General features: G+C 64.1%; 16 protein-coding genes. 6 read left to right on the forward strand and 10 right to left on the reverse strand.

Going from position 1 to position 23,578, the window contains the following annotated elements; genetic code table 11:
• The first annotated feature begins 286 nt into the window (after positions 1–286).
• A complete protein-coding gene (locus tag M3461_16920) occupies positions 287–4,534 on the forward strand; it encodes a PilC/PilY family type IV pilus protein (GenBank protein MDQ3775907.1) in 4,248 nt (1,415 codons plus the stop codon).
• 170 nt (positions 4,535–4,704) lie between these two features.
• Positions 4,705–5,166, forward strand: a complete 462-nt coding sequence (locus tag M3461_16925; protein ID MDQ3775908.1) for a type IV pilin protein — start codon at positions 4,705–4,707, stop codon at positions 5,164–5,166.
• A 326-nt stretch (positions 5,167–5,492) separates the two neighbouring features.
• On the opposite strand, the gene M3461_16930 is transcribed toward M3461_16925, so the two are convergent.
• Positions 5,493–6,488 (reverse strand): 3'(2'),5'-bisphosphate nucleotidase, encoded by a 996-nt coding sequence (locus M3461_16930; protein MDQ3775909.1) that lies wholly within the window; start codon positions 6,486–6,488, stop codon positions 5,493–5,495.
• Between the two features lie 100 nt (positions 6,489–6,588).
• On the opposite strand from M3461_16930, the gene acs reads away from it, so the two are divergent.
• The 3 genes from acs (at position 6,589) to M3461_16945 (ending at position 11,041) form a co-directional block, all read left to right on the forward strand.
• Entirely contained in the window at positions 6,589–8,523 is a 1,935-nt protein-coding gene (gene acs / locus M3461_16935) for an acetate--CoA ligase (GenBank protein ID MDQ3775910.1), read from the forward strand.
• Between the two features lie 159 nt (positions 8,524–8,682).
• Positions 8,683–9,963, forward strand: a complete 1,281-nt coding sequence (gene phaE / locus M3461_16940) for a class III poly(R)-hydroxyalkanoic acid synthase subunit PhaE (GenBank protein MDQ3775911.1) — start codon at positions 8,683–8,685, stop codon at positions 9,961–9,963.
• 13 nt (positions 9,964–9,976) lie between these two features.
• Positions 9,977–11,041, forward strand: coding sequence for a class III poly(R)-hydroxyalkanoic acid synthase subunit PhaC (locus M3461_16945; protein MDQ3775912.1), 1,065 nt, complete (start codon positions 9,977–9,979; stop codon positions 11,039–11,041).
• 155 nt (positions 11,042–11,196) lie between these two features.
• On the opposite strand, the gene M3461_16950 is transcribed toward M3461_16945, so the two are convergent.
• Both M3461_16950 and M3461_16955 read right to left on the reverse strand, forming a co-directional pair.
• On the reverse strand, positions 11,197–11,583 hold the full coding sequence (locus M3461_16950) for a phasin family protein (GenBank protein MDQ3775913.1): 387 nt from the start codon (positions 11,581–11,583) through the stop codon (positions 11,197–11,199).
• A 115-nt stretch (positions 11,584–11,698) separates the two neighbouring features.
• On the reverse strand, positions 11,699–12,058 hold the full coding sequence (locus M3461_16955) for a phasin family protein (GenBank protein MDQ3775914.1): 360 nt from the start codon (positions 12,056–12,058) through the stop codon (positions 11,699–11,701).
• Between the two features lie 231 nt (positions 12,059–12,289).
• Here M3461_16955 and M3461_16960 point away from each other — a divergent pair, with 231 nt between their 5' ends.
• On the forward strand, positions 12,290–14,140 hold the full coding sequence (locus M3461_16960; protein MDQ3775915.1) for a phosphoenolpyruvate carboxykinase (GTP): 1,851 nt from the start codon (positions 12,290–12,292) through the stop codon (positions 14,138–14,140).
• Positions 14,141–14,163: 23 nt separating this feature from the next.
• Here M3461_16960 and M3461_16965 read toward each other — a convergent pair whose 3' ends face one another.
• From M3461_16965 to M3461_16995, 7 genes are all read right to left on the reverse strand, one after another.
• The gene (locus M3461_16965; GenBank protein MDQ3775916.1) at positions 14,164–15,174 is read right to left on the reverse strand and encodes an SDR family oxidoreductase; all 1,011 of its coding nucleotides are present in this window, start codon (positions 15,172–15,174) and stop codon (positions 14,164–14,166) included.
• Positions 15,175–15,261: 87 nt separating this feature from the next.
• Positions 15,262–15,765, reverse strand: coding sequence for a polyhydroxyalkanoate synthesis repressor PhaR (gene phaR, locus M3461_16970; GenBank protein MDQ3775917.1), 504 nt, complete (start codon positions 15,763–15,765; stop codon positions 15,262–15,264).
• Between the two features lie 26 nt (positions 15,766–15,791).
• Positions 15,792–16,541 carry an acetoacetyl-CoA reductase gene (gene phbB / locus M3461_16975; GenBank protein MDQ3775918.1) on the reverse strand — a complete coding sequence of 250 codons (750 nt, stop codon included), beginning with the start codon at positions 16,539–16,541 and terminating at the stop codon, positions 15,792–15,794.
• A gap of 19 nt (positions 16,542–16,560) precedes the next feature.
• Positions 16,561–17,739 (reverse strand): acetyl-CoA C-acetyltransferase, encoded by a 1,179-nt coding sequence (locus M3461_16980; GenBank protein MDQ3775919.1) that lies wholly within the window; start codon positions 17,737–17,739, stop codon positions 16,561–16,563.
• A gap of 119 nt (positions 17,740–17,858) precedes the next feature.
• Complete coding sequence (lpdA, locus tag M3461_16985; protein MDQ3775920.1) at positions 17,859–19,319, reverse strand: dihydrolipoyl dehydrogenase; 1,461 nt, start codon at positions 19,317–19,319, stop codon at positions 17,859–17,861.
• Positions 19,320–19,326: 7 nt separating this feature from the next.
• Positions 19,327–20,577: a 2-oxoglutarate dehydrogenase complex dihydrolipoyllysine-residue succinyltransferase gene (gene odhB / locus M3461_16990; protein MDQ3775921.1), complete on the reverse strand. Its 1,251-nt coding sequence runs from the start codon at positions 20,575–20,577 to the stop codon at positions 19,327–19,329.
• 6 nt (positions 20,578–20,583) lie between these two features.
• The gene (locus M3461_16995; protein MDQ3775922.1) at positions 20,584–23,367 is read right to left on the reverse strand and encodes a 2-oxoglutarate dehydrogenase E1 component; all 2,784 of its coding nucleotides are present in this window, start codon (positions 23,365–23,367) and stop codon (positions 20,584–20,586) included.
• Positions 23,368–23,578: the final 211 nt, after the last annotated feature.

Here is a 23,578-nt window from a genome sequence, read left to right on the forward strand (position 1 = left end):
CGAGACCTACTGGGCGTTTCACAAGGCCCAAGAGCAGACGCGCAACCACCTTTCCCGGATGGCGAGCCACGACTTTCGAAAGGCCGCCTGACCCGTCCGCGCGTCGTTCTAAAAGAGCCGCACCCAAGGAATCCGCCATGAAAAATTATCAGGAAAGGGAATTTTCACGCACGTTAGGGCGCCCGAAGGGTAACGTACATGGAGGTACGCCCATGACAAACCGGCAGGAAAGCCGGTTTGCACCGCCGAAGGCGGCCCGGAAGGGGGGCGTACAGGGAGGTGCGCCATGAACACCAGTCAACCTACTGGATCACTGTTTTCCTTCCCGCGCGCCTTTGCCTTGGGGGCAACGCTGGCGGCGCTGGCGTATCCCGCGCAGGCGGCCGTCAGTCCCGCGCAATCGCCGCTGTTCCTGACGGTGGGCGCTCCACCCAATATCACCGTGACGCTGGACGACTCGGGAAGTATGCGCCGGGCATTCGTCCCGGAAGTGTGCGGCGATTCCAGCAACTGCGACTACCTGGATAACCGCTATGGAAAAGCGGCGCACAACAACGCTCTCTACTACAACCCCAATGTGCCCTACGCCCCGCCGAAAAATGCCGACGGCACGTCCCGGCCTTCGTCGTCGAACATGTCGAGCATCAGCAACCTGTTCACGACGGTGTACCGGGATGGTTTCGATACGGTCTTTGGAACGGTAAATCTCAGCACAGGTTATCGCCCCACCGCCAACCTTAACCTGGACCCCGGAACCCACGCGGCCACGGAAGAGTACATGGATCATTACCAGAGCACACGTTATGTGGACGGCACCATGCTGGGCACGAATAGCGGGAGTAATGCCCCCTATTTCGACATCCCCAACTTTTTTAACCTGGACGGCAGTGCGAGCGGTCATGACCCGAATACCAACCTTATCAGCGTGAAAGTCGCTGGCGCCACATACACTGACAACGGCACGTTAAGCGCGGATTCTTGCGGCACAGGCAACGATCCATCAGCTGGACAATACCGTACCCGGATCATTGGGACGACCCTTCGATTGTGTTTCAAAGATGACCTCGACAATTACGGCGAGCAGGTCGTTGTCGCTCTCAAGGACGTGGCTAAAACCTTAGCCGAGCCTGCGACCGCTACGGTCAACGTGGCGGCTTACTACTACGTGTATGATCCAAACAACGGCGGCAACTGTACCGGCACTGACGCCGAAAAGAAACAGAACAACAGTTGTTATGATTTCGTTACCGTGAGCAGCACATCGGGGCCGGGCACCGTCGATATCAACGGCGACGGGGTGACCAACAGCTCGGATCAGGATGAACGGCAGAACTTCGCCAACTGGTATGCCTTCTACCGCACCCGCAACCTGGCGACGGTCTCGGGCGCTTCCATCGCCTTTGCCGATCTGGACCCGAGCTATCGCGTGGCCTGGCAAGCGCTCAACACGTGCCGTGGTTCCGCCACCAGTTTGGTGGATACGGACTGCGACGGCTGGAAAGACAACTTCAGCGGCAAGAGCAACGCCATAAACACCTTTACCGGCACCCATAAGAACAATTTCTTTGATTGGCTTTTCCAGTTGCCCACCGATGGCGGTACACCCTTGCGCTCGGCGATGGCCCGGGTCGGCGAGTATTACAAGACCAGCGGTGAGAACAGTCCTTACGACAATAACTTCACTACGAGCAGTTCCGGCGAATATTCCTGCCGCAAGAACGCCCACATTCTGATGACGGACGGCATCTGGAATGACAGCGCCTTTACCAGCATTGGCAACGTAGACAATACATCAACCACACTGCCGGATACGAAGTCATGTACCGCTGCCGCCCCCTACAAGGACAGCTATTCCAATACCCTCGCGGATGTCGCCTTCAAATACTGGTCCACGGATCTTCGCACGTTGACCAACAACGTCGTCCCTAATTTCGTTGACCTCAGCGGCGGCGCCGCCCCCACGAACAAGGCGCTCCCCTCCACCTGGACCAATGCCCAGTATTTCAATCCGAAGAACAATCCGGCCACCTGGCAGCATATGGTCAATTACACCATTGGGCTTGGGTTGACGGATTTCCTGGCGGATGCGGGACTGCTTTGGACCGGGGATATGTACGCGGGCAGCTACCCTAACATCGTTGCCGACACCACCCAATGGCCCGATGCGAACGTCGCCATGGGGACTGCTGGCGCGACTTATGGTCAAAGCGCGCATGATTTGTGGCACGCAGCCATCAATAGCCGGGGCCGGTTCTTCAGCGTGGAAAGCCCCGATGCCTTGACCCAGGCCTTTAAGGACATTTTGAGCGCCATCGCATCGGAAAATAACTCTGCCTCCGCCGTGGCGACCAATTCCACCCGGCTGGACACCAGCGCCGTGGTGTATCAGGCCAAGTTCGACAGTCGCGACTGGTCGGGCCATTTGCTGGCTTTGGATATCAACAACACCGAGGATCTCAACGGCAACGGGCTGCTGGATGCGGGGGAGGACGTCAACGGCAACAGTGTTCTGGATACCGGCAATGGCACAATTGGCGCCGAATTGTGGGACGCGGGCGCCAGCGGCAAGATACCCGCCGCCGCCAGCCGCAACGTCATAACCTATAATCCGTCCGCAAGCGCAGCTTCCCGGGGAGTGGATTTCCTCTGGGCCAATCTGACTGCTACGCAACAAGGGGTGCTGAATGCCAACACGACCATCGGCGGTGGCGTAACCCCTGTACCACCTGCTGGGGGGAACGTGGGACAAAAAACCCTGGACTATATCCGTGGCGATCAGGCCCAGGAACAGACGACCGGCCCATTCCGGAAACGCACGGTTATTCTGGGCGATATCGTCAACTCGGATCCCTGGTTTGTCGGCTCGGAAGATTTCGGTTACGGCTCCTTGCCCAGCACCGAAGGAAGCAGCTATGTCACCTTCCGCAACGGCTCGACGTATCAGCAACGGCGGCGGATGCTTTATTTCGGTGCTAACGATGGCATGTTGCACGGCATTGACGCCGGTTCGTACAGCTCGGGCACCTTCAATACCGGCACCGGCGCGGAAAAGCTGGCCTACGTTCCCGACGCGGTGATTCCGCATCTCAAAAACCTGACCAGTCCCGGTTATACACACCAGTATTTTGTAGACGGCTCGCCCAAGGCGGGGGATGCGTATATCAATGCGGCGTGGAAAACCGTATTGCTCGGCACCACCGGCGCGGGCGGCAAGGCGGTCTTCGCCCTGGATGTAACCGCCCCGGACAGCTTCGGTTCCAGCAATGTGTTGTGGGAAATTAGCACCACCACCAGCCCGACCGCTTCGGACAGAATCACCGACGACACGAGCGTCGCGGGTTTTGAGAAGAATCTGGGCTATACCCTCCCCCAACCCAGTCTGGTGCGCATGTATGACGGCAGTTGGGCCGCCATCGTGGCCAACGGCTATGGGAGCGACAATAACAAGGCGGTGCTTTACATCATCAACGCGGCAACCGGTAACCTGATCCGTTCCATCGACACCAAAGTCGGTTCATCGACTGCGGGCAGCGAAAACGGCCTGTCTACGCCCATCGCCTTGGATGTGGACAACGATCGCATCACGGATTACATCTATGCCGGCGATCTGAAAGGGAATCTGTGGAAATTCGATGTAACCAAGGGCGACCCAAACCAATGGGATGTCGCTTACAGGAGCGGCGGTACGCCCAAGCCGCTCTATGTCGCCTGTACATCAAGCTCGACGCCTTGCGCCAGTGCGAGTCTCCAGCCCATTACCGCGAAACCGCAAGTAGGCAAGGCGGGCACCGGTCAGACCGGCGGGCTGATGGTGTACTTTGGCACGGGGAAGTATTTCGAGAGCGCGGATACCAGTACGACCCAAACCCAGACTTTTTATGGGATCTGGGATAAATGCGATAAAACCAGCGCCGCAGGTTGCGACGGCCGGGTATCCGGGCGCGGCAGCTTGCAACAGCAGGCGATCACCCAGGAGCTGGCCCAAGGCGGCTTCAACCTGCGGGTGACATCCAATTGCACGGTAAACTACGGCTCCACCCCGCGCTCGGGGGCTGTGTCCGCTCCCTGCACCACCACCGCCAACCGGCTCGGCTGGTACATGGATTTCATCCAGCCCGCCAGCAGCAATCTTCCCGCCAACTCCGATCTGGGTGAGCGCGTCGTCAGCGCGCCAATCCTGCGTGATGGCCGCATCATCTTCACCACCGTGATTCCATCGACGGACGCGTGTACTTTTGGCGGCACGGGCTGGCTGATGGAATTGGGTTCAACGTCAGGTCAACGGCTTGGTTCGGCGCCGTGGGATATTAACGGGGATGGCAAGCTCGATTCGAACGATCTGGTGACCTCCGGCGGTAGCAGTGTGGCGCCTTCCGGCAAGCAGTCGAAGGTGGGCATCATCAAGTCGCCGGGTATCATTTCCGCCGGCACGCAGGAATACAAATACACCAGCGGTTCCACCGGGAACCTGGAGGTCACGCTCGAAGCGGCGGGTATTTCGACAGGCCGCAAAGCCTGGCGGCAATTGCGGTAAATCACCTGGGCCGGGTTATGCGTGGATGCCGCATAACCCGGTTACAGGACGAGTGACGACGCGCCCCTCCCAAGTTGCATCGTGCCGGGCCCCCAACGGGCTTACCTGCGGGTTGTGACATTGATTCCTGGGAAAGTACTAAGCGAAACTCACACGATAGGACAAAGACAATGAAACCCAAGAAAGAAACAGGATTTACCCTTATCGAGCTGATGGTCACGGTCGCTATCGTTGGCATTTTGGCGGCCATCGCCTACCCGAGCTACGTGGAACAGATTCGAAGAACGCGACGTGCGGATGCACAGGGAGCGCTGTTCGGATTGTCCAACGCGATGGAGCGGTATTTTACGGAAAACAATCGGTATACCGGGGCCGCGGGCACCACCGCAACGCCCGCCGATATCGGCGCCTCGCGAATTTATGCGACCCAGTCGCCTTTGGACGGGACTGCAAAGTATTACAACCTGACGATCAGCGCAGCGGCTGTTGCGAGCTTTACGCTTAATGCCGCACCGATAAGCACCAGCGCTCAGAATGGGGATAAATGCGGCACGTTTACGCTGACCCATACAGGGGCTCGGGGTATATCAGGCGGAGCCTCCGGTGTGACCAGCGCCGATTGCTGGAAGTGATGTGAAGGAGATGCGAGACGTGCGGCTGGCTCCAGATACCAGAAACAACTCTCGTTCAATTGAGCGACCGACGTCATGCCGTCGCGCACTGTCAGGCGGCCTGTCTCAGGAAATATATATGCGTCGGAGAAACGCAATCATGAAGACCGACTGGTATGCGAATACCGGTTGCACGGTACTGACCCTGAATTCAACCGGTACAAAGACGCCCCCGACCTGCTGGTAGTAGGGTCTCTGTCGAGCGGCGATATTGCGAGGGGTTGGCGGGCGTTCGCGCCGCGGTCGTCCCGATCCCGAGCGCCGTTCGGTGGCGTCTTCGGACCAGCCTACGGGTTGATCACCCGGATCGCATCGAAGACGCGCGCATGGAAGCGCGGTGAGGCACAGAGGATCCCTCGGTTTCGGGACAGGCCCTTGCCACAGGAAAAGTCGAGCGGCCGGCCGTCGATGTCGGTGATTTCGGCACCGGCCTCGGCGGCGACCAGCATCCCCGCCGCGTGATCCCAGATGTTCTCCACGTAGTCTGCGCGCGTAGGGAGCCTGAGATAGGCGTCGGCCTGGCCGCGCGCGACCACGGCGTATTTGCACTGGCTGTCGAGGCGGGCGGGGGTGCCGGCCCCGCCCAGGACGGCGATGACGCGCGCGGTGGCGTCCTGCTTCGAATGCCCGGACTCGACCGACTCGCAGACGCGGATCGGCCCCTCGCTCGTCCCACACCTGACTGCCGTCCCGCCCGACGCCACGCCGTCCGGCGTAGAGACCCAGGCGCCGCCTACGCGGCTCGCGTAGTACAGGAGACCGACCGGGTCCGGATCGGCGAAGGACCGACCGAAGTCGCGCGAGAGGTTGGGGCAGCCCATGACCCCCACCGTGACCTGAGCGTCCTCGATGAACGCGAGCGAGATCGCGTACTGGCCACCACGCAGGAAGCCCTTGGTCCCGTCAATCGGGTCGAGCGTCCAGTAGGCCGGGGCCGTGGCGTCGTGCGCACCGGAATCAATGGCGGCGAGGACCTCGCCCGGCGTGATCCCGGGCCACACGATGCGCACCGTCGTGGTCACTGCCTCGCGAACCGCGGCCCCGGCCTCGGATCGCAACAGTTCGGCGCTCTCCTCGCCCACGAGGAGAAACCTACCTAGCATCGCCCGCAGTCGCAGGCAGATCAAGGCCTGGACGGCGAAATCCGCGATGGTCACCGGGCTGCGATCGCTCTTTACGAGTCCCGGGGACTCTTTGATCCGTCCCTGGATCACGCGTGCCACGCCCATCGCTTCCGCGACGGCGGTGCGGGCGGTGGCGAGGAGGGGCTCTGTGTCTGTCATGGGCGAGTGGTCATTGCTACTAGTGGGGTGCGCTAGTGGGGGGTTGCGCGCGTCCCTATAATAATCCCCCGCATGCGTTATCAAGGAGACGACGGCCGAGATGTCGCAACCAGTGCGTTATGAAGTGAGTGCCGAGATGGCAGCACGCGCCCATATCGACCGGGCCGCGTACCAGGCCCTCTACCGGCGTTCGATCGAGGACCCGAGCGGCTTCTGGGCGGATCAGGCCCAGCAGTTCGTGACCTGGTCGCAGCCTTGGACGCGGGTCCTCGACTGGGATTATCAGGTGCCCCGGATCCGCTGGTTCGAGGGGGCGAAGCTCAACGTCGCCTACAACTGCCTGGACCGCCATCTGGCGAGCCGCGGGGATCGGACGGCGATCCTCTGGGAAGCCGACGAGCCGGACGAAACGCGGTCCATAAGCTACCGCGAGCTGTTCGATGCCGTCTGCCGTTTCGCCAATACCTTGAAGGCGCGGGGTGTGGGCAAGGGCGACCGGGTCGCGATCTACCTGCCCATGGTCCCCGAAGCGGCTGTCGCGATGCTGGCCTGTGCCCGGATCGGGGCCGCCCACTCGGTCGTGTTTGGGGGCTTTTCTCCGGAATCGCTCAAGGACCGTATCCTCGACTCCGACTGCCGGGTTGTGGTCACCGCCGACGAGGGGCTCCGCGGTGGGCGTCACGTACCGCTCAAGGCCAACGTGGATGCCGCGCTCCTGGCCTGTCCCCGGGTCCACACCGTGTTCGTGGTGAGACGCACGGGCCGACCCATCGACTGGCAGACCGGCCGTGACCTCTGGTACCATGAGACGGTCGCCGCCGCCGACCTAGAATGCCCTCCCGTCGAGATGGATGCCGAGGACCCCTTGTTCATCCTCTACACTTCGGGCTCGACCGGGAAACCCAAGGGCGTCCTGCATACCAGCGGCGGCTATCTCGTCTACGCCGCCATCACCCATCGCTATGTGTTCGACTATCACGACGGCGACATCTACTGGTGCACGGCGGACGTCGGCTGGGTGACGGGGCATACGTACTGCGTCTATGGCCCGCTCTGCAACGGTGCCACGACCCTCATGTTCGAAGGGATCCCGACCCACCCGAACCCGGGGCGCTTCTGGGAGGTGGTGGACCGTTACCGGGTCAATATTCTCTATACCGCCCCGACCGCCATCCGCGCCCTCATGGCCCAAGGGGACGCCTGGGTGCAGAAAGGCCGCCGCACGAGCCTGCGGGTCCTCGGAACCGTCGGCGAGCCCATCAACCCCGAGGCCTGGGAGTGGTATTACCGGATCGTGGGGGAGGGGCGTTGTCCGATCGTGGATACCTGGTGGCAGACCGAGACCGGCGGCATCCTCATCTCGCCACTGCCGGGTGCCACCGCGCTCAAACCCGGTTCCGTGTCCCTGCCGTTCTTCGGGGTCGTGCCGGCCATCGTCGATGAGCGGGGGCAAGTGCTGGAAGGAGCGGCCGACGGCATGCTCGTGATCACCCGCTCCTGGCCCGGGCAGATGCGGACCGTGTACGGGGACCATCAACGCTTCCGCGAGACGTATTTCGCCCGCTTTCCAGGGTTCTACTTCACAGGGGATGGAGCGAGGCGGGACGCGGACGGGTACTACTGGATCACTGGGCGGGTGGACGACGTACTCAATGTCTCGGGCCATCGCCTCGGGACCGCCGAGGTCGAGAGCGCGCTGGTCCTGCACGAGACGGTCGCCGAGGCGGCGGTCGTGGGCTTTCCACATCCCATCAAGGGCCAGGGGATCTATGCGTATGTGACGCTCATGTCGGGTGTCGAGCCCTCCGAGGCCCTGCGCGCCACGCTGGTCGGCCACGTGCGCCGGGAGATCGGGCCGATCGCCGCGCCCGACGTCATCCAGTGGGCCCCGGGGTTACCGAAGACGCGTTCCGGGAAGATCATGCGCCGCATCTTGCGCAAGGTGGCGGCCAACGAGATCGATGCCCTGGGGGATGTCAGTACGCTAGCGGACCCCTCGGTCGTCGAAGACCTGGTTCGCAACCGGCTGGGCTAGGAGGGTCAGGTTACCTGGCCGATGAATGTTGCAGCGCAATAGCCACGGTGCTAGACTGCCCGGACTGGACGGCATGCGCGGACTTGCGGGATATACAGGCACGTGTGCACCGACGAGCGGACCCGCCACGGTGATCTTCGAGACGCAGAGGCATAAACGATGAGCGAGAAAGGCGTCCCCTGGGGCGAGGAGTGGATGGCGTCGCAGCGCGCGTTCTGGGATACGTGGTCGCGCCTGTATCGACAGGCCGCAGAGCCGGCCTCGAGCGGTTTCTCGGTACCCTGGACTGCGGCGCTGGAGGTGTGGCAGAAGTCGGTGTCGCAGCCGACCTCGGAGCCGGGCCAGGCCTTTCTGCAAGGGTTGCTGCGCCAGGGCAAGGTGTTCCTGCGCCTGGCCGAGGACTTCACCAGGCTCGCGGGCAGTGCGAAGGGCACCGAATGGCAGGAGGTGTTCCAGGGCAAGGTCAATGACTGGAAGGCGATGCTGACGGCGGGCAGCCCCGCGGACATGACCCAGGCGATGCGGGGCCTCATGCCGTTCTTCGAGTTGCCGTTTGAAACCTGGACACGGACCGTCTCGGCTTTCTCGGTACTGCCCGGTGATTTCCTGCAAGCCCTGAAACCCGAAGGCCTGCGCCAGGTGACGGACGAGGTTCACGACCGGATCGGACGATTTCTGTCCGTGCCGAGCGTCGGATACACGCGCGAATGGCAGGACCAGAACCAGCGCGGCGCCAAGCTTGTGCTCGACTACCAGAGGGCGTCGCAAGAATATCTGAATGCCCATGCCCGGCTCGGTGTGGATACCATCGAGCGATTTTCGAAGCGGATCATGGAGCACGCCGAGACGGGCCGCGAGATCACCAGCCTACGCGAGGTCTACGATCTCTGGGTGGATGCCGGCGAGGCGGCCTACAGCGAGTTCGTCCTGACCGAGGAATACGCCGCGATCTACGGGCGTGTCGTCAACGCCTTGATGGCGTTGAAGCACCACAGCCAGAACCTCGTGGATGAGGCCGTCGGTGCCGCCAATCTCCCGACCCGCCGAGGCATGACGACCCTGCAATGCCGGCAGCAGGAGGTAGGCCGCCAGATCGCGGCGCTGCGCTCCGAGCTCCGCGAGGCGCTCGGCGACGGCCTGAACGCCCGCATCCGGCGTTTCGAAGAGGGATTGGGGGAGGCCCTGGGCGGGGTCGATGTGAAGGCGCTCAGCGCGGAGGTACAGGCGCTACGCGGCGATGCGCTGCGGGTGGCGGACCTGGAGCGGGAGATCGCGCTCTTGAGCGCGGACAACAAGCGCCTGTCGGCGGCGGTGGGAGCGCTCTCGGCGAACGGCCAGGAAACCACGGGGCTCGGGAAGCGTGACGCTGTCGCGCCCGCCGCCAAAGGCCGCACGCCTGCCCGGACGCCGGCGGCGCGATCGCGATCGAAGACCACCTGAGGGGAGCCGAGCCATGTTTCCGTTTCAGATCCGCCCGGACCGGGCATTGGAGGAGATGCAGGAGTTCGGGGTCAAGCTGAGCCATGGCCTCAAGACTCTGAGCGAGATCGGTGACATCGATGTCGGGGCGACCGACAAGGACGCCATCTATACCGAGGACAAGGTCGTCCTGTACCATTTTCGCCCCCTCGTCGAGAACCACAGACCGGTACCGGTCCTAATCGTCTACGCCCTGGTCAACCGCCCCTACGTGGCCGATCTGCAAAAGAGCCGCTCGATGGTCCGCGGTCTCCTCGCCGGGGGGCTCGATGTGTATCTGATCGACTGGGGTTATCCGGACAGTGCCGATCGCTTTTTGACGCTCAACGACTACATCAACGGTTACATCGATCGGTGTGTGGACATCTTGCGCAGGCGCCACGGTGTGGACAAGATCAGCCTCCTCGGGATCTGCCAGGGCGGTACCTTCAGCCTGTGCTACAGCGCCATCCACCCGCATAAGGTGCGCAACCTGATCACCACCGTGACCCCGGTCGATTTCCACACGGAAGGGGATCTATTAAGCCACTGGGTGCGCCACGTGGACGTGGATCTCCTGGTCGAAACCATGGGCAACATCCCGGGCGAGATGCTGAACTGGACCTTTCTTTCGCTCAAGCCGTTCCGCCTCTCCGGGCAGAAGTACCTCGACATGATCAACACCCTGGATGACCCGGTGATGTGCAAGAACTTCATGCGGATGGAGAAATGGATCTTCGACAGCCCCGATCAGGCCGGGGAGGCGTTCCGCGGGTTCATCAAACAGTTCTACCAGGGCAACCGGCTCATCAAGGGCGAGGTCATGATCGGCGAGAAGAGCGTCGACCTCGAGAACATCACCATGCCGGTGCTCAACATCTACGCGACGGACGACCACCTGGTCCCACCGGCCGCGTCGCGCGCCCTCAAAAAATATGTCGGTACCAAGGACTACACCGAGCTCGAGTTCCCCGGCGGACACATCGGCATCTACGTGAGCGGCAAGGCCCAGCAGCTCATCCCGCCCGCGGTCAGCGAGTGGTTGGCCAAACGGTATTGACGCGCGGCCAATCGTCGCGAAATCGTTCGACGGACCTGGCTTGAGGGGCCAAGTGAACGCACGTTTCACCTGGTCGACGTGTTCACGATCGGACGCTGAAAAGCCACCACCCTTGGCCTGGGACAGGCCAAGGGTGGTATGTCGCTGGGGTAAACTCAGGAAGCCGCGGCCACCTTCTTGGCGGGGAGGACGGTTGCCTTCTTGATGGGGGCCAAGCCCGCGTCGATTGCCTTGTCGGCCCACGCGGTGAATTCGTCCTTGGACTCCGTCAAGACCTCGGTGGTCTTGCGCAGGGTATCGAGGAGCTTGTCGTTGTATTCGGTGCTGAGCTTGGTGAAGCCCGACAACAGGTCCTTGTAACCGTTCGCCTCGGAATACAGGGTCAGATGCTTGACGCCGGTGTCCATGAAGGTGCTGAGGAAGCCGAGTTGGTGCTCGGCGAGCTTCTCGGTGGCCTTGGTGCCGATTTCGCCCAGCTCCTTGAAGGACGCGTACGCGCTGTTGCTTAGGCTGGTCCAGGATTCGAGATAGTCGGTTTGCATGGTCTTCCCTCCTAATGGGGTGAGTGGATGTACACGTGGTTTGGCATGAGTTCCGTATGATGCTGCAATGCAGCATAGTCCACCCATCGGCCACTGTCAAGCACCTTGAGGCAGGTCACTTCGTCTTTGCGACCTTGGGGGGCGCGCTCGCCGCCGCGACTCCCTTTTCCACCCAGGCGCTCAGCTCGCTGCGACAGTCGGCCAGCAAATCGTTGGTCGATCGCACGATGTCGACGAACTTGTTGCTGTACTGGTTTACCAGCTCGGCCTGCTTGGCGAGCAGGTCCTTCGGGTCTTTGGCCCCGCCCATCATCTGCAGCTCCCGAGACGTGGCCTCCAGGCAGGCGCTCAGGATCTGCTGCTGCTGTTCCGTCATGCGCGCCAGGATGCGCTCGTTGATCTGGCCGAGCTCCTTCATGGATTCCAGCGCCTGGCGGCTCACCGTCGCCCACTGGTCGAGTAGTTCGGTTTGCATGGTGCCCTCCTGTTCGATAGTCGGTGGTATTTCTGATGCCCACTGCCCCGTCTTTTGGCCGGCAGGCCCCGCCGGGCGCCGCGTGCGTTCTCCGCCCATTCTAGAGCAAAGGCGCTTCGATGCTATACTTCCAGGCCGTCCCGCGTTGCTCGGAAGCGAAGACGGGCTGTCCTAGGCCGGCCCGGCCGGCGCAAGGTTGGAATTTAACATGTGTTTGAAGAGGTGTAGTGCATGACGATGACTCACGACCGGGCGAAGCGGACCAAGAACCAGCGGTTGCTGAAATGGGTGGACGAGATCGCCGCCTTGTGCAAGCCGGATCGGGTCTATTGGTGTGATGGTTCGCAAGAGGAATACGAGCACCTGTGCGAGGAGTTGGTGCAGAAGGGCACGTTCACCCGCCTGAACCCGACGAAGAGGCCCCGGAGCTATCTGGCCCGGTCCCACCCGACGGACGTCGCGCGTGTCGAGGATCGGACCTTCATCTGCAGCGCGCGCAAGGAGGACGCCGGGCCCACCAACAACTGGATGGACCCCAAAGAGATGCGCGGCATCCTCAGGGGTCTCTTCGACGGCTGCATGCGCGGTCGTACCCTGTACGTCGTACCCTTCAGCATGGGGCCGATCGGCTCGCACATCTCTCACATCGGCGTCGAGATCAGCGATTCCGCCTATGTCGCCGTCAATCAGCGCATCATGACGCGCATGGGGCAGGCGGCCCTCGATGCCCTCGGGCCCGATGGGGAGTTCGTTCCCTGTGTGCACTCGGTCGGCGCTCCGGTGCAGTCCCACCGGGAGGACGTGATCTGGCCGTGCAACGACACCAAATACATCACGCACTTCCCCGACACCCGTGAGATCTGGTCGTTCGGTAGCGGTTACGGCGGCAACGCGCTGCTCGGCAAGAAATGTTTCGCGTTGCGCATCGCCTCGGTCATGGCCCGCGACCAGGGGTGGCTCGCCGAGCACATGCTGGTCCTGGGTGTCGAGTCACCAAGCGGGGAGAAGACCTATGTCTCGGCGGCGTTTCCGAGCGCCTGCGGCAAGACCAACTTCGCGATGTTGATCCCCCCCAAGGCCTTCGACGGCTGGAAGGTAACGACCATCGGGGACGACATCGCCTGGATCAAGCCGGGCGCCGACGGGCGCTTCTATGCGATCAATCCCGAGTCCGGCTACTTCGGGGTGGCGCCGGGCACCAACATGGATTCGAACCCGAATGCCATGTTGACGCTCAAGGAGAACTGCATTTACAGCAACGTCGCCTTGACGGACGACGGGGACGTGTGGTGGGAGGGCATGAGCAAAGAGCCCCCCGCGCACCTGATCGACTGGAAGGGGAACGACTGGACCCCGGCCAGCGGGACGCCCGCGGCCCATCCCAACGCGCGTTTCACAGCGCCCGCGGGGCAATGCCCCTCGATCGATCCGGCCTGGGAGGACCCGAACGGTGTGCCGATCAGCGCCTTCGTGTTCGGCGGCCGGATCAGCAAGAACTTCCCATTGGTACTTCAGGCCCATGACTGGGAGCACGGGGTCTACCTCGCGGCCACCATGGGCTCGGAGGCCACCGCGGCCGCCGTGGGCCAGGCGGGCATGCGGCGCGATCCGATGGCGATGCTGCCCTTCTGTGGCTACAACATGGCCGATTACTGGAAGCATTGGCTGCGGATCGGTCGCGAGCGCGTGGCCACGCCGCCCCTGATCTTCCGGGTCAACTGGTTCCGCAAGGACGAGCGCGGCAAGTTTATCTGGCCGGGCTATGGCGAGAACATGCGTGCCTTGAAATGGATCGTGGACCGCTGCCGGGGTCGGGCGCGCGGGGTGGAGAGCCCGCTCGGCTGGGTGCCGCCCTATGAGGCGCTGAACTGGGACGGCCTGTCCTTCCCTCGCGAGCGATACCTCGAGATCATGAACATCGATCGCGAGCGGGCCCGCCAAGAGGCGAACGATCAGGAGGAGTTGTTCACCCGCTTCGGCGATCACCTGCCGCGGGAGATGGAGATCGAGCGCGAGCTCGTGCTCTCCAGGCTGTATCACTCGCCGCCGGTCTGGGACCTCGGGGTGGCGAGCGCCGCTTGAGCCCCTTTTTCTTATCCGAACCCCTATGACGCGAAAAGGCGGTCGCAAGACCGCCTTTTTTCCTGGACCCTTTGTGCTTGACCGAGGTCGATGACCTCCGCCTCCGCGAACGACGCCCGCCGCCGGCTGGCGACATCATGGCCGGTATAGGTACATTGCTCGTCGGCCGCCAGGAAGGCGGCGGCCCTGGCGATCTCTTCGGGCTGGTCCAGGCAGTTCAGGTTGAGCAGGCGCAGGATCGTGTGACTGGCGTCTTCCGGGGCGGTTTCTAAACACCCGGCAGACACCGTGTTCACGGTGATCCCCTGGTCCTGAACCTCACGTGCGAGCGCGCGCGTGAACCCCAGTATGCCGGCCTTGGCTGCCGCGACCTGGGGGGTGGGCGTCCCGGCGCTGCCGCTCGAGACGATGGTGATGATGCGTCCGTAACGGCGCTTCGACATCCCCGGGATCAGGTTGCGGGCGAGGTTGAAGAGCCCGTCGAGGCCGGCATCGAGCACCGCTCTCCAGTGTTCGCTCTCGGCGCACCGTGCTTCCGGAGCGGTGCAATGGACCAGGATGTCCACCGCCCCGTAACGTCGCTCCGCCCAGCGCGCAAGCCGGGCGCAGTCCTCGAAGCGGCCGATGTCGCACTCGACGACGGTGATGTCACCATGGCGGCCATGGTGATCGCGCCGCTGCCTGGCATGGGTGGCTTCGGAAGGCGGATAGGTCGCGGCCACCCGAAACCCGGACTCCGCGAGCCGCTCGCACACGGTAGTGCCGAGAATACCCCGGGCGCCGGTCACGAGCGCGAGGCGTGAGGGCGTGGAGCGGAATAAGGAGAGGGCATTGGGCGAGAGGAACCCCGCGAGCGAACGGTAGTGCTCGGCCGCGCTCCTGAAGGCCAGGTCGATGCTCGCGCGCTGGTCGTCCACGAGCCGGCCCCAAAAGCGTTCGCCGAGCTCGGCCACGGCGATAGCCGATCCGAGGCCCATGCCCGCGGCGCGGACCCAGTAATCCATCCCCTGCCTGCCCATCTGATCGAGCCACATAGGACGCCCTCATTGCGATGATGCCGAAAGGCAACAAACGATGTGCCAGCCCTCGAGGCACGGGTATCACCGCGCGCCATCGGCGTGTCAGCCTGTATTATTCTTGTCCGAGCCCTCTGCCTCTGCCTCTCCGTCTTGTCCGCGCGCGAGACCCGCGGCCTTGAAGAAGCTGTCCTGCATCTTCTTGATCATCTCGAGGTTGTGTTGGGTGATCTCGGTCATGGCCGTCAAGGGGTTGCGCTTGACCGCTTCATTGATCTGGGCGTGAAAGCGCTTCTGTTGCTCGCTGAAGAGCGAAAGGCTTTGCTCCAAAAAGCTCGCCGCGACACCCTGGACGGTGTCGCCATAGAAACGGATGATCCGGGTCAGCGCATCGGTGCTGAAGATCGGCTCACCGCAGCCCTCCTGCTCGCTGATGATCTGCAACAGGATGCTGCGCGTGATGTCCTCGCCGCTCTTTTGGTCCTTGACGCAGAACGCGACGTTCTCCAGGACCAACCCGCGCACGTCGGCCAAGGTGATGTACTTGCTTTCGACCGTGTCGTAAAGACGCCGATTGGGGTACTTCTTGATGATGCGCTTGTCTTCCATCGCTCGTGCCGGGGTTGGTCCCGACATCACATCATGTGCTGGCCCCCGTTCGTCGCGAGGTTCGCCCCGGTGATGAAGCACGCCTTGTCGGAGGCCAGGAAATCGACCAGATAGGCGACCTCCTGGGCCTCGCCCAGACGCCCGACCGGGATCTGCGCGATGATCTGTTTGCGGATGTTCTCCGGCACCGCCATCACCATCTCGGTCGCGATATAGCCGGGCGACACGGTATTGACGGTGATGCCCTTGCGCGCCACTTCTTGCGCCAGCGACATGGTGAAGCCGTGCATGCCGGCCTTGGTGGTCGTGTAGTTGGCCTGCCCGATCTGGCCCTTCTGCCCGTTGATCGAGGAGATGTTGATGATGCGCCCGAAGCCGCGGTCGATCATGCCGCCGATCACCTGCCGGGTCACGTTGAAGAGGCTGTCGAGGTTGATGCCGAGCACGGTGTCCCACTGCTCGCGGGTCATCTTGCGAAACGTCACGTCCATGGAGATCCCCGCGTTGTTGACCACGATGTCGATGGGACCGAGGTCCGTCTCGATCGCCGCGACCATCTGGCCGCAGCCCTCGAAGTCCCGGACGTCCACGCCGTAGGTCTTGAAGTCGTAGCCCTGCGCGCGCACCTCGGATAGCCACTGCCGGGCCTTGTCCTCGTTGCGGTAGTTTGTCGCGACCCTGGCCCCCGAGTCGGCGAGTTGCCGGCAAATCGCGGCCCCGATCCCGCTCGTGCCACCCGTGACGAGCGCCACGCGCCCCGCGAGCTCCGTTTTCATTCGTTGGCCTCGTTTCTCCCTACCGTTCCACCGCCAAGGCCATACCCTGGCCGCCGCCGATGCAGAGCGTCGCGAGACCGCGATGGGCATCGCGGCGTTTCAGCTCGTAGAGCAGGGAGCAGAGGACGCGCGCCCCGGAGGCGCCGATCGGGTGGCCGAGCGCGATGGCCCCGCCGTTGACGTTGACCCGGTCGAGGTCCCAGCCGAGATCGCGGTTCACCGAGATAGCCTGGGCCGCGAAGGCCTCGTTGGCCTCGATCAGGTCGAGATCCTGGACCTTCCAACCCGCCTTCTCCAGGCAACGGCGCGTGGCCGGGATGGGGCCTGTGCCCATGATGGCCGGGTCCACCCCGGCGCTCGCGTAGGCGGCGATGCGGCACAGCGGCGTGAGGCCGAGGGCCTTGGCGCGCGCGGCGCTCGTGACGATCACGGCGGCCGCCCCGTCGTTGATCCCGGAGGCGTTGCCGGCCGTCACGGTGCCCTCCTTGTCGAAGGCCGGCCTGAGCTTGGCGAGGGACTCCGCCGTCGTCCCATGGCGCGGAAACTCGTCGGTGTCGAAGACGATCGGGTCGCCCTTCTTCTGCGGGATCTCGATGGGGATGATCTCGTCTTTGAAGCGCCCGGCCTTCTGGGCGGCCTCGGCGCGCTCTTGGGACAGTGCCGCGAAGGCATCCTGTTCCTCGCGGCTGATCCGATATTTCTTGACGATGTTCTCGGCCGTGATCCCCATGTGGATGTTGTTGAAGATGTCCCACAGGCCCTCATTGATCATGGTGTCCACGAGCTTCCACTCGCCCATCTTCTGCCCGTTGCGCGAGCCCGGCAGCACGTGCGGCGCGAGGCTCATGTTCTCCTGTCCCCCGGCGACGGCGATCTCGGCGTCACCGGCGCGGACGGCCTGGGCGGCGAGGGCGACGGCCTTGAGGCCGCTGCCGCATACCTTGTTGATGGTCATGCAGGGCACCGTGTGCGGCAAGCCGGCCCCGATCGCCGCCTGCCGGGCCGGGTTCATGCCGACCCCCGCGGTCAGGACCTGGCCCAGGATCACATCGTCCACGGCCTCGGCTGGGATCCCGGTTCGCGACAAGAGGTTGGCGATGACCCTGGCGCCCAAGGTCGCGGCTGGGATAGTCGACAGGCTGCCTCCGAATGAGCCGATGGCCGTGCGGCCCGCGGCGACGATGACGACATCCGACATGGTTCGATCTCCTGTCACGCTGCAATGCAATAAGCCTAACAGAGTGCGGGCCGGGGATCCAGCGCCGGGACGGCGGAAAGACGGCGGAAAGCCTTTCCTGCTGCGTGGATTCCCCCTGGTCAGAGGTTGATGGGACGCCCATCCACCGCCAGCGCCGCCTCGTGGATCGCCTCGGCGAGCGTCGGATGGGCATGGACGGTGCGCGCGAGGTCCTCCGCGCTGGCGTCGAAGGACATGGCGAGGACGGCCTCGGCGATGAGCTCGGAGGCTTGGGGTGCGAAGAGGTGTACGCCCAGGATGCGATCGGTCTTCTCATCGGCGAGGACCTTGACGAGGCCGGCGGTCTCACCCATGGCCCGCGCCCGCCCGCTGGCCTGGAGCGGGAAGCGGCCGCCGCGATAGGCGCGGCCTTCCGCCTTGAGGGCCTGTTCGCTCGGACCGACCCAGGCGATCTCGGGCCAGGTGTAGATGACCCAGGGGATGAGCCCATGGTCCACCGCCGGGGACTGCCCGGCGATGCGCTCGGCCACCGCGACCCCCTCTTCGGAGGCCCTGTGCGCCAGCATGGGTCCGGCCACGACATCACCGATGGCGTAGATCCCCTCCGAGGTGGTTCGGCACTGTCCATCGACCTCGATGAACCCGCGGGCATCGAGCTTCACGCCCGCCGCCTCGACCCCGAGGCCCTCGGTATTCGGGCGCCGTCCCACGGCCACCACCAGCCGATCCACGCCGAGCCACTCGATCGTTTCGCCGACCCGATAGGCGAGGCGCACCTCCTGTCCCTGGCGTTCGACGCCCTGTACCGCGCAACCGAGCCGGATCTGCAAGCCTTGGCGCTTGAGCTCCTTCGCGGCCTGTCGGGTGATGTCGGTATCCGCGCTCGGCAGCCAGGTCTCCAGGGCCTCGAGCAGCACGACCTCCGAGCCCAGGCGCCGCCACACGCTCCCGAGCTCGATCCCGATGACCCCGGCCCCGATGATCCCGAGGCGACCGGGGACCTCGGTGAAGGCCAGCGCCCCGGTCGAGTCGCAGATGCGGTCGTTGTCGATGGGCACGCCCGGCAGCGGGGCCGGCACCGAGCCGGTCGCGATGATGAGGTGGCTTGCAGAGACGGTGAGCGGCGCGCCACCCTCCCACGGGCTGATCTCGACCTGCCCGCCGCCCCGAAGCCGCCCATGTCCCTGAAGCCAGGTGATGCCGTGCTTCTTGAAGAGCCCGGCGATCCCCTGCGTCAAGGCCCGGACCACCTGGTCCTTGCGTGCCAGCATCGTGGCGAGGTCCAGGCGGAGGCCCTCGACACCGATCCCGTGGGCCTTCGCCTCGTGGGCGATGTGGTGGAAATGGTGCGAGGAATCGAGCAGGGCCTTGGAGGGGATGCAGCCGACGTTCAGGCAGGTGCCACCGAGCACCGGTTTTCCCGCGGGATCCCTAAAGGCCTCGGCGCAGGCCGTCTTCATCCCCAGTTGGGCGGCCCGAATGGCCGCCGTATACCCGCCCGGCCCGGCCCCGATCACGAGGCAGTCGTAGTGCTCCACGCCCAAGGTCATCGAGCCCAAGGTAATCGAGCCAAAGCTCATCAATGAGTTAGAGGTCGAGGAGCAGGCGCGCGGGGTCTTCGAGGTGCTGCTTCAGGGTCACGAGGAATAACACCGCCTCGCGCCCGTCGATGATGCGATGGTCGTAGGAGAGCGCCAGGTACATCATGGGCCGGATCATCACCTGGCCGCCCTCGGCGATGGGGCGGTCCTGGATGCGGTGCATGCCGAGGATGGCGCTCTGCGGGGGATTCAGGATCGGGGTGGAGAGCAGCGAGCCGAACACCCCGCCGTTGGTGATCGTGAAGGTCCCGCCGCTCAGCTCCTCGACCTTGAGCTTGGCCTCGCGTGCCTTCTCGCCGTACTCCCGGAGCTTGGCCTCGATGGCACCGAAAGACAGGTGCTCGACGTCGCGGAGGACGGGCACCACGAGCCCGCGCGGGGAGCTGACCGCGATGCCGAGGTCGTAATAGTCGTGATAGACGATGCCCTCGCCCTCGACCGCGGCGTTCACGATCGGGTAGCGCTTGAGCGCCGCGACCGCCGCCTTGCAGAAGAACGACATGAACCCGAGGCGCACCCCGTGGCGGGCTTCGAAGGCCTCGCGGTGACGGTCGCGCAGCGCGGTCACCGGCTGCATATCGACCTCGTTGAAGGTGGTGAGGATGGCGTACTGGTGTTGAGCGGCCAGCAAGCGCTCGGCGATGCGCCGGCGCAGCCGCGTCATGGGGACCCGCCGCTCCCCCGCCTCATCGGCATGCGCGACGGGCTCGGCCACCGGCGGCGCATTCGGAGGTGCGGTCTCCTCGGTCGGCTTGAGATACGTGAGCACGTCGGATTTGGTGAGGCGGCCGTCCTTCCCACTCGCCGGGACCGCCTGCGGATCGATCGCATGCTCGGCCACGAGCTTGCGTACGGCTGGGCTCAGCTTGGTGATTTCCTTGTCACTTTTGGCATTGTCACTTTTGGGCTTGGGTGCCGGAGGCTCGGGGCCAGGCGTCGTAGGTGTGGGCTCGGCAGCAGGGGGCGGTGGGGGAGGGAGGTCAGCAACCGCTTTGAGGAGGGTCGTGTCGATGACGGCCAGGGTCTCGTGGCTCACGGCGGTCTGGCCCTCCTGCTTGCGCAGCTCTTTGAGGACCCCATCCTCGGGGGCGCTGACCTCGAGCGTGACCTTGTCGGTCTCGAGATCGACGAGCGGCTCGCCGCGTGTGAGGCGCTCACCCACCCGCTTGCGCCACGGGAGCAGCGTGGCGTCCGCGATCGACTCGGCGAGCTGGGGGACCTTGACCTCGACGAGCACGGTTCGTTACGCGGTCATCTGCCGGGCCAGGGGCATGCGATCGAGCCTGAGCGCCTCGTCCACCAGGGCCTGCTGTTGCTCGAGGTGCTTGGAGCTGTAGCCGACCGCCGGCGACGCAGAGTAGGGGCGCGCCACGAGCCGGAGTTGCTGGGGCTCGTGCAGCCGCCCGAACAGGTGCAGGCGCGCCAAGAGATACACCCAGGCCCCCTGGTTGCGCGGCTCCTCCTGGACCCACACGAGGTCCAGGGCGTTGGGATAGGCCGCGAGCGCGGCGTCCATCTCCTCGACCGGGAAGGGGTAGAGCTGCTCGACGCGAACGATGGCCGTGTCCTGGATCTTGTGCGCCCGGCGCGCCTCCAATAGATCGAAGTACACTTTGCCGCTGCACACCAGCACGCGGTCCACGCCTTTCGGATCGAGGGGATCGACCTCGTGCATCACGGGCTCGAAGCGCCCATGGGTGATCTCCGGCAGGGTGGAGGTCGCGAGCCGATGGCGCAACAGGCTCTTCGGGCTCATGACCACGAGCGGTTTGCGGTAGCAGCGCAGCACCTGGCGCCGCAGGAGATGAAAGCACTGCGCCGGGGTGCTCGGGACGCACACCTGGATGTTCTCCTCGGCGGCCAACTGGAGATAACGCTCGAGGCGCGCCGAGGAATGCTCCGGGCCCTGGCCGTCATAGCCGTGCGGCAGCAACAACACGAGACCGCACAAACGCCCCCACTTGGCCTCGCAGGAGGTGATGAACTGGTCGATCACGACCTGCGCCCCGTTCGCGAAGTCGCCGAACTGGGCCTCCCACACCACCAGCGCATTGGGCTCGGAGCTGCTGAAGCCGTACTCGAACCCCAGGACCGCCTCCTCGGAGAGGATGGAGTTGACGGTCAGAAAACTCGCCTGGCCCGCGCGGATGTGCTGCAGGGGGACGAAGGTCTCGTCGGTCTTCTGGTCGTGGATGACGGCATGGCGGTGGAAGAAGGTGCCGCGCTCGCTGTCCTGACCGGACAGCCGCACCGGGAAGCCCTCATCGACCAGGCTCGCATAGGCCAGGGTCTCGGCACATCCCCAGTCCATGGGGAGCTTGCCGTGGGCCATCTCGCGGCGTTGCTCGATGATCCGGGTGACAGCACGGTGCAACTCGAAATGCCCCGGTACCTCGGTGAACCGCTCGGCGAGCGCCCGGATCCGGTCCGAAGTGATCTGGGTCTCGCAGGGCTCGCGCCAGTGTTTGCCGTGGTAGGGCTCGAAGCTCACGCGCAGCTCGTTCTTGATGTTGTAGACGAGTGCCCCGGCCACGACCTCGTTGTGCTCCAGCGATTCCACGTAATGCCGTTCCAGAGCCTGCCGTTCCTGGCCGCCGACCACCCCTTCGGCCACCAACTTGGCCGCATAGGTCTCGACCACCGGCGGTTGCTGTCGGACCTTCTGGTACATGATGGGCTGGGTCGCCGCCGGCTCGTCGGCCTCGCTGTGGCCGTGCTTGCGATAGCACACGAGGTCGATCACCACGTCCTTGTTGAACTCCATGCGGTAATCCAGGGCCAGCCCGGCGACCATGACCACGGCCTCCGGGTCATCGCCGTTGACGTGCAGTATGGGCGCCTGGACCATCTTGGCCACATCGGTGCAGTAGAGCGTCGAGCGTGAATCGAGCGGATCGCTGGTGGTGAACCCGATCTGGTTGTTCACGACCACGTGGATCGTCCCCCCGGTCGTATAGCCGCGGGTCTGCGACAGGTTCAGGGTCTCCATGACCACCCCCTGGCCGGCGAAGGCCGCGTCTCCGTGCAGGAGGATGGACAACACCGAGTTGCGGGTCTTGTCGTGGCGGCGCTCCTGGCGGGCCCGCACCGAGCCCTGCACCACCGGATCGATGATCTCGAGGTGCGAGGGATTGAAGGACAAGGTGAGATGGACCGGGCCGCCCGGCGTGGCGATGTCCGAGGAATAACCGAGGTGATACTTGACGTCGCCGGAGCCGACCCCGTCCTTGCCCTTGCCCTCGAACTCGTCGAAGAGCTCGGCCGGGTGCTTGCCCACGGTGTTCACGAGGACATTGATGCGGCCGCGGTGGGCCATGCCGATCACGACCTCCTGGACCCCGAGCCTCCCGGCCCCCTGGACCAGATCGTCGAGTAGCGGGATGGTGCTCTCGCCGCCCTCGAGAGAGAAGCGCTTCTGCCCCACGTACTTCCTGTGCAGAAACTGCTCGAGCGTGGTGGCCGCGATCAGACGTTCCAGGACCCGGTGCCTCTTCGCCGGCGACAGCCCGGGCTGCCCCCGGCCGGCCTCGAGGCGCTGTTGGATCCAGCGCTTCTGGTGGGTGTCGTTGATGTGCATGTACTCGGCGCCGACGGTGCGGCAATAGGTGGCGCGCGCGATGTCGAGGATCTCGCGCAAGGTGGCCTTGGCCGGACCGACCAGCGACCCGGTGTTGAAGGTCGTATCGAGGTCCTCGTCCGTGAGCCCGTGGAAGGCCGGGTCGAGCTCCGCCACTTCCGGGCGTTCGTATTGGCGCAAGGGGTCGAGGTCGGCCTGCCGATGGCCACGAAAGCGGTAGGCATTGATGAGCTGGAGCACGGCGACTTGCTTTTGAAAGCGGTCGTCCAGCCCCGCATCGGCGGCCTCGCGTGAGGTGGCTTGTGGGTGTCCGGCGCCATCCGCGAGGTCGGAAAAGACCTCGCGCCAGGCGGGGTCCATGACGTTGGGATCCCGTAGGAACGCCTCATAGAGCGGTTCCAGGATCCCCAGATTCGCCGTCGAAAGGAGCGTAGAGGTTGGTTTCTGCATGGTGTGTAATTGGGTTGCGACGCCGGGTTCCGAAATATAGGACCTGGCGTACGTATCGTTGTTCTAAGATGTGCCTGGAGTTGTATCAGCGCAACACGCCTCGCGGATCTCTAGTGTGTGCGGTGCAATAATACCTCATAGCGTGCGCCTGGCCAAGGTTTGCGTCGGCCCGCGTGCGGGCCGCCCTTGCTGCGGCGCGCAAGCTGACGAT

The sequence above is a fragment of the Pseudomonadota bacterium genome, from assembly GCA_030860485.1.
Taxonomy (GTDB): domain Bacteria; phylum Pseudomonadota; class Gammaproteobacteria; order JACCXJ01; family JACCXJ01; genus JACCXJ01.

Bases quoted from the DNA above. Each gene is read 5' to 3' on its own strand.
- M3461_16920 (MDQ3775907.1), top strand. From the start codon at position 287: ATGAACACCAGTCAACCTACTGGATCACTGTTTTCCTTCCCGCGCGCC.
- M3461_16995 (MDQ3775922.1), bottom strand. From the start codon at position 23,367: ATGCAGAAACCAACCTCTACGCTCCTTTCGACGGCGAATCTGGGGATC.
- phaR (MDQ3775917.1), bottom strand. From the start codon at position 15,765: ATGGAAGACAAGCGCATCATCAAGAAGTACCCCAATCGGCGTCTTTAC.
- acs (MDQ3775910.1), top strand. From the start codon at position 6,589: ATGTCGCAACCAGTGCGTTATGAAGTGAGTGCCGAGATGGCAGCACGC.
- M3461_16960 (MDQ3775915.1), top strand. From the start codon at position 12,290: ATGACGATGACTCACGACCGGGCGAAGCGGACCAAGAACCAGCGGTTG.
- M3461_16965 (MDQ3775916.1), bottom strand. From the start codon at position 15,174: ATGTGGCTCGATCAGATGGGCAGGCAGGGGATGGATTACTGGGTCCGC.
- M3461_16925 (MDQ3775908.1), top strand. From the start codon at position 4,705: ATGAAACCCAAGAAAGAAACAGGATTTACCCTTATCGAGCTGATGGTC.
- phaE (MDQ3775911.1), top strand. From the start codon at position 8,683: ATGAGCGAGAAAGGCGTCCCCTGGGGCGAGGAGTGGATGGCGTCGCAG.
- M3461_16980 (MDQ3775919.1), bottom strand. From the start codon at position 17,739: ATGTCGGATGTCGTCATCGTCGCCGCGGGCCGCACGGCCATCGGCTCA.
- lpdA (MDQ3775920.1), bottom strand. From the start codon at position 19,319: ATGAGCTTTGGCTCGATTACCTTGGGCTCGATGACCTTGGGCGTGGAG.
- phbB (MDQ3775918.1), bottom strand. From the start codon at position 16,541: ATGAAAACGGAGCTCGCGGGGCGCGTGGCGCTCGTCACGGGTGGCACG.
- M3461_16930 (MDQ3775909.1), bottom strand. From the start codon at position 6,488: ATGACAGACACAGAGCCCCTCCTCGCCACCGCCCGCACCGCCGTCGCG.
- M3461_16950 (MDQ3775913.1), bottom strand. From the start codon at position 11,583: ATGCAAACCGACTATCTCGAATCCTGGACCAGCCTAAGCAACAGCGCG.
- M3461_16955 (MDQ3775914.1), bottom strand. From the start codon at position 12,058: ATGCAAACCGAACTACTCGACCAGTGGGCGACGGTGAGCCGCCAGGCG.
- M3461_16945 (MDQ3775912.1), top strand. From the start codon at position 9,977: ATGTTTCCGTTTCAGATCCGCCCGGACCGGGCATTGGAGGAGATGCAG.